Raw genomic sequence first — 6,900 nt, 5'->3', positions numbered from 1 at the left:
AATGCTCGTTGTTTAAAATCTGTACTATATGCCATGGCTTTATTATAACATGTATTTTATAAACTAAGTGACTATAAATCAAACCGAGACCTCAGTGGAGCTGGAATATACTGAATATAATGTTCAGAAGTCATATTTGAAGTAAATATAATAGTATATCCATTAAGATTGTGAGCAACACCATGTCTATCCGTAAATTTACCGTCTTCCAGTAGCTCATAAAAGAAATTAAATACAGCTGGTGTTGCTTTTTCGAATTCATCAATAAGAATAACTCTAGATTTTGATGAATTAATTTTTATAATAAGCTCACCACCCTCATCGCTTCCAACATATCCGAGTGGAGAACCTATTAAACTATTCAACACTCCTTCTGTCGAGTAGTTTCCAAAATTAATTTTGATAAGCTCCTCATCTGGATAGAGCGACTTTGATAAAATCTTAGCAAATTCTGTCTTACCTATTCCAGATTCGCCAATTAAAAACACAGAAAAAATCTTTCTAACTCCTATTTTTTCGAGTAGTATAAAGTTTGCATACTTCTGTACAAAATCTTCCTTAAATAAATCATGACCGATTAGCTTGCTGGCAGCCTCCTGTATTTTATTTCTAAATTCAGTATTGCTCCTATCTTTCATGTCATCATCAGGATTAAAATTTCGAACTTCTGGATTAGCAAAATCTTCATTTATTTCTTCATCTTCAAATAGAAGTGGCAACTCTTTTAGTACACTTTCATATTTTAACTTATTTAGCCAAAAAATAAGGGAGATAGGTACTTTACTTAATAAAAAGAAAAGCCGACCTATATACTGGCTATTGTAGGCATTTAAATTCATCAAGGCAGATAAATCTATAACTAATCCTTTTACAGTGTCAAATTCCTTGCATATATCCTCTATTTCACTCAAATTAGAGAAATCGTGAGATAAAATACGAGTGATATCAATCTTTTTACTTTCTGAGAAGCGTTTTTTTAAATCATCTATTCTTGCAACATCATATAAATAAATCACGATTCACTCTCCACATTGATTTTCTGAACGACAGCAATCACATCTATCAAATGGTATGTTCCTTTTAATTTTTCATACTTGAAATCTATTTCGAATTCCGCCCCTGATTCATCGCTCTTTTCAGATAATGAGGATTTTGGGATAATATCTTTTACATTTTTTATCACATTATTCTTCTTGGCTTGCTTACTCATAAACTCTAAAAATCTTGTTGATATGGTGTCCACTTCTGAAAAATCAACCTTGCCTCTATCTATTCCAACTAAGCTAAGTTTTCCAAGTTGAAAATCGCTATGTCTATATCCATTCTCAAAACCTTCAACATCTCCATAAGGGAAACGAACCAAGAATTCTTCACCATCTTGTTTGAAGCTATAATCAATCGTATAGTCAGTCAAAAAAGTAGAAAGTAGATTTGACATATTTAATTCGATTCCCTCGGTGCTAGGATTATCCAACTTGCTAGCCTGTAATACTTGCAATATAAGTGGAATATCTTGTGCGTTTACGGGATTAAGAGTCACACTGTCAAATTTTATTAAATCTCCTTGCTCCAGGTTCTCACCTTGAAAATTTTTAGACATTTCATAGACTTTTCTAAAAATCGTAGATTTAGTACTTTTAACTTCGAAACTCTCATTGATTTTGCTTTCTGCAGTTAATTCGTTGTCATTTTCATATCCTGAGTAAAAACTATTCTTCATTCCAATTTTAAAAGAGTTTTTACGACTTACTATATTGCTATTTTCTTTCTGAATAGTTGTCTTGATAGTATCATCGATTAGGGTAGCAATCTCATAAGACTTAGCCGAATTCAGATACACTAAGTTGAAATAGTCTATACTTGATTGAGAATTGTCTTCTTCTGTATTAATTTCATTGATAGAATCTATCCGCCAACTCACAGCAATCAATATGGCAATAGCCATTAGTAGTACATTTAAATCGATATTAGCTATGGTAATTAGACAATCCAATACGGGCTGGAGCAGTACATACAATATGGTTACAAATAAAAAATCATCCTTCTTCTCATTTATTAAAAAGTATAAGGACAATATTGCCACTACAGCAAAAATCATCTTATATCCAGAATACGGCTGTAATATATTAATTTTAAACAAACAACCAAGGATTGTATATGTAACTAATGTATAGGTGGTTACCCTACGATAATTTATGTCTAGGAAAAATTTCTTTACCAACAAACACCTCCAACTTTCTTAATCACTCTTTTGTATCTCTCTTACAAGAAGAGCATTGATTAGCAGTTTTTATTTTTCTGTTATACCATATATCAGAGAGCAGTCCAAGGTAACCAGTCACCCAGCAGCCAAAATAATAAATACCTATAACCCCTTAAATAGCGATTTTGGACGCTATTTTTGTTTTTCTGGATTTTACACTTGACTCTTTAGATATTCAGAGTTATCATCAGACAGACAAAAATAAAAGTAAAGGAGTTTGCAATGGAAAATTTTAGACATAGTCCAGAAAGTCAGAATGAGCAATAGTCTAAACGATCTAAAATCGAAACATGCCAATTAACTACTTTTGGTGAAATTCACGATTATGTTCCTGAAGATATATTTTCGAAATCAATATTTAAAACAAAAATTCCTTTGAATAAAGATGGAGCTTGTAAATTTTTAAATCTCGAACGAGCTGAAGAGTATTTTTGTCGATTGGCTCGGTCTAAAAGCATAGAGTATGAGGAGTTTTGGTTTGAATAATTAAAAAAAGTGAGTAGATTTGTTCTACTCACTTAATCCCATAGACAAGACTGCTTACCTAAAACCAACTTCTTTTTTCTTTATTCTACAACTGCCTCAGCAATTTCTTCAGCAGTAATTCCTGCGAAGTAACGGCCTAGGTTAATGGTTTGAAGGGCTTTGAGGACATCTTCACGTTCGTATTTGACACCACGAAGAACATCTTCTACTGCTGCAACATCTTCGATACCGAAAAAGTCACCGTAGATCTTAATGTCTTGGATTTTTGATTCAATGACGTTAGCGAAGATTTCAACCTTACCACTTGGGAATTTAGTTCCACGACGGACATTGTATTCAGGTGATTTCCCATAATTCCAGTCCCAAGTTCCAAACTTAGTTTCTTTGATTCGATTGATTTCAGCCAATTCTTCATCTGAGAACACATACTCTGTCATTTCAGGGTATTCTTTTTTCATGTATTCCAAAAGTAGGTCACGGAACTCTTCAACAGTGATCTTTTCTGGTAACTCATCGATAATATTAGTTACTCGAGCACGGACTGATTTAACCCCTTTAGATTCGAACTTATCTTTAGATACCTTTAGTGCGTTAGCTAGGACTGACAAGTCCACGTCAAAGAGAAGACAACCGTGGTGCATGATACGTCCATTGATATAGGCTTGAGCATTTCCACAGAATTTCTTACCCTCGATCTCAAGATCATTGCGGCCTGTAAATTCAGCTTTAACACCAAGTTCCGCCAAAGTGTTGATAACTGGAGTAGAGAAACTCTTGAAGTCAAAGGCCTTGTTTTCATCTTCTTTTGAAATGATTGTATAGTTAAGGTTGTTCAAATCATGGTAAACAGCCCCACCACCACTAATACGACGCACTACTTCAATTCCGTGTTCGCGAACATAGTCACGGTTAATTTCTTCAATCGTATTTTGGTGACGTCCTACAATAATAGATGGTTTGTTAATCCAAAGAAGGAAGATTTGATCCTCATCCAAAAGGTGTTTAAATGCATATTCTTCCAAGGCGATATTAAAGGCAGTGTCGTTTGAATGATTGATAATATATTTCATGATATCCCTTTATATGATAGAGACTGGAAAATATCTTCCAGTCTAATCTATCTTCGTTTTATTTTTTCTTAGGTGAATGAATAGCCATTCCAAGAACATCCGCAAATGCTTCGTACATTACTTCAGAGTATGTTGGGTGTCCATGGATTGTCTTAAGCATTTCTTCTACTGTGATTTCCATTTCGATGATACTTGACGCTTCATTGATCAACTCTGCAGCAGCAGGACCAATGATATGAACACCAAGGATTTCACCATATTTCTTATCGGCAATAACCTTAACGAAACCTTGTGCTGCATCAGAAGCAATGGCACGACCGTTTGCTGCAAAGTTGAATTTACCAATTTGGACATCGTATTTCTCACGAGCTTGTTCTTCAGTCAAACCAACTGCTGCTACTTCTGGAAGTGTGTAGATAGCTGCAGGAGTTAAGTTTAATTTGGCAACAGCGTGGTTTCCTTTAAGAGCATTTTCAGCCGCTACTTCACCCATACGGAAGGCAGCGTGAGCCAACATCTTAGTACCGTTGATATCACCTGGTGCATAAATACCATGAACAGAAGTTTCCATGTACTCGTTAACCTTGATACGACCACGGTCTAACTCAAACTCAACTTCTCCGATACCTTCAAGATCTGGAACACGACCGATTGAAAGAAGTGCTTTATTTGCGATGATATCATCTTTTCCTTCAACCTTGATACGAAGTTTGCCATCTTCTTCAATGATTTCTTGAAGTTTAGTGTCTGTCAAGATAGTCATACCTTTACGTTCAAGGATTAAACGAAGATTCTTAGATACTTCAGCATCCATAGCTGGAACAATACGGTCCATCATTTCGATAACAGTAACTTTTGAACCAAATGTCATGAAGGCTTGTCCAAGTTCGATTCCGACAACACCGCCACCAATGATGACAAGGCTTTCTGGAACTTCGTTCATTTCAAGGATATCATCACTAGTCATCACAAGTGATGATTCCATACCAGGAACGTTGATTTTGCTTACTTTTGAACCACCAGCAAGGATAATCTTCTTAGTTTCAAGCAATTCAGAACCATTTACCAAGACATTCTTATCTTTAGTGATTGTACCGATACCCTTATGAACATCAACTCCGTAACTACGAAGGAGTCCTGCAACACCACCAACAAGAGTATTAACAACTTTAGATTTTGTTTCTAAAAGTTTGTCCATATCAACTGTGAAGTTAGGATTTTCTATCACAATACCACGATTTGCTGCATGACCGATATTTTCGATAATTTCAGCGTTGTGAAGGTAAGTCTTAGTTGGGATACATCCACGGTTCAAGCATGTTCCACCAAGTTCAGATTTCTCAACAAGAGCAACCTTACCACCCAATTGAGCAGCTTTGATGGCAGATACATAACCAGCAGGTCCACCACCAATAACAACGATATCGTAAGCATCATCGCTCTTACCATCATCGTTTGAAGCACTTACTGCAGGTACTGGGCTAGCTTCTGGTGCAGCAGCTCCTGCTGATGGGATATTTTCCCCTTCTTCACCAAGATAGCCGATTACTTCTGTAACTGGAACAGTTTCACCATCCCCTTTAAGGATAGCGATTAAGTATCCATCTTCTTCTGCTTCCAATTCCATGCTGACTTTGTCAGTCATGATTTCCAAAAGGATTTCTCCTTCTTTTACAAATTCTCCGACTTTTTTATTCCATTGGACGATTTGTCCTTCTGTCATATCCACGCCGGCTTTTGGCATAATTACTTCTAAGGCCATATCTTACTTCCTCTATCTATTTTTCTAAAACAAATACTTTAAACCAACATTGAGATTGGGTTCTCAATCAAAACTTTTAAGTCTTTCATAAACTTAGCACCAGCCATACCATCTACGACACGGTGGTCAATTGTCAATCCAAGACTCATAATTGGACGAATCACGATTTCACCATTAACTACAACTGGTTTCTCAACTGTTGAGCTAACTCCGAGAATTGCTGAGTTTGGTTGATTGATGATAGGACCGAATGATTGAACACCAAACATCCCCAAGTTACTGATGGTGAAGGTTGAATTTTGCAATTCGCTAGGAGCTAGTTTACCATCCAAGGTACGTCCAATAACGTCTTTAAATGCAACTACCAACTCAGACAAGCTCATTTTTTCTGCATTATAGACAACTGGTGTCATCAATCCATTATCCATACCAACTGCCATCGCAAGGTTGACATAGTTGTGAGTGATGATTGTCTTACCATCTTCTGTCAATGAAGCGTTGATGTAAGGGTGTTTCATAAGCGTCTTAACAACTGCTAGTGAAAGCAAATCGGTAACAGTGATTTTCTTGCCAGTTGCTTCCATGATTGGATCAAGCACTTTCTTTCGAAGGGCAAGCATTTCAGACATATCTACATCGTAGTTAAGCGTAAATGTTGGAGCAGTCAAGTAAGACTCAACCATACGTTGAGCAATAACTTTACGCATAGGAGTCATCGGAATACGCTCGATTTCTCCATAAGGTGTTACGTTATCTGGAACTTCTTCGACTTTCTCAATTTGAGCAGGTGATTTAATCGTATCGTTTTCGATATTTTCAGGAAGGAAGGCTAAAACATCCTTCTTCATAATCTTACCACGGTGACCAGTTCCTTGGATTTCCTGCCAAGCAATATTATGCTCTAGTGCAATTCGTTTTGCGAGTGGTGAAATGCGAACCACATTAGTGTCTTTAAATGTTTCCACGTCTTCTTTGTGGACACGACCGTTTGCGCCTGAGCCAGAAATGTCGTAGAGATTTATCCCTAAATCATCCGCTAATTTTCTAGCTGCAGGAGTCGCTCTTAGCTTATCATCAGCCATGACCTCTCCTATTCTATTATAAGATACTAAGGGCGTCAAAAGTCTCAGTGAAAATAGGAAACTTGACGAAGAAACTTTAGTTTCTAGGAAAGTTTATCTTTTTCACCCAGACTTTAGCCCGAGTTCAATTTTATGATGCAAAGGGCTTTTAGCCCGTGCTCTAATCTAAGATATCAAGGACGCAGAGAACTCTGCACCTAAAAGATACAAAGCTTCTCGTCTGATTTATCATATATT

General features: G+C 36.5%; 5 protein-coding genes. All 5 read right to left on the bottom strand.

Going from position 1 to position 6,900, the window contains the following annotated elements:
• Positions 1-71: 71 nt before the first annotated feature.
• Complete coding sequence (locus tag QEZ38_RS08320) at positions 72-1,016, bottom strand: AAA family ATPase (protein WP_281335605.1); 945 nt, start codon at positions 1,014-1,016, stop codon at positions 72-74.
• The gene (locus QEZ38_RS08315) at positions 1,013-2,221 is read right to left on the bottom strand and encodes a hypothetical protein (protein WP_281335604.1); all 1,209 of its coding nucleotides are present in this window, start codon (positions 2,219-2,221) and stop codon (positions 1,013-1,015) included. Before QEZ38_RS08315 ends, QEZ38_RS08320 begins: the two co-directional genes overlap by 4 nt.
• Before the next feature lie 608 nt (positions 2,222-2,829).
• Positions 2,830-3,819 (bottom strand): lipoate--protein ligase, encoded by a 990-nt coding sequence (gene lplA, locus QEZ38_RS08310; protein ID WP_281335603.1) that lies wholly within the window; start codon positions 3,817-3,819, stop codon positions 2,830-2,832.
• 58 nt (positions 3,820-3,877) lie between these two features.
• Positions 3,878-5,581: a dihydrolipoyl dehydrogenase gene (gene lpdA / locus QEZ38_RS08305; RefSeq protein WP_281335602.1), complete on the bottom strand. Its 1,704-nt coding sequence runs from the start codon at positions 5,579-5,581 to the stop codon at positions 3,878-3,880.
• A 38-nt stretch (positions 5,582-5,619) separates the two neighbouring features.
• Positions 5,620-6,663 (bottom strand): dihydrolipoamide acetyltransferase, encoded by a 1,044-nt coding sequence (locus tag QEZ38_RS08300; RefSeq protein ID WP_281335601.1) that lies wholly within the window; start codon positions 6,661-6,663, stop codon positions 5,620-5,622.
• Between the last annotated feature and the right edge of the window lie 237 nt (positions 6,664-6,900).

Source organism: Streptococcus taonis, from assembly GCF_029948085.1.
Classification (GTDB): Bacteria; Bacillota; Bacilli; order Lactobacillales; family Streptococcaceae; genus Streptococcus; species Streptococcus taonis.
The sequence above is the reverse complement of the archived record's forward strand: the minus strand, read 5'-3'. Positions and strand labels throughout refer to the sequence as shown.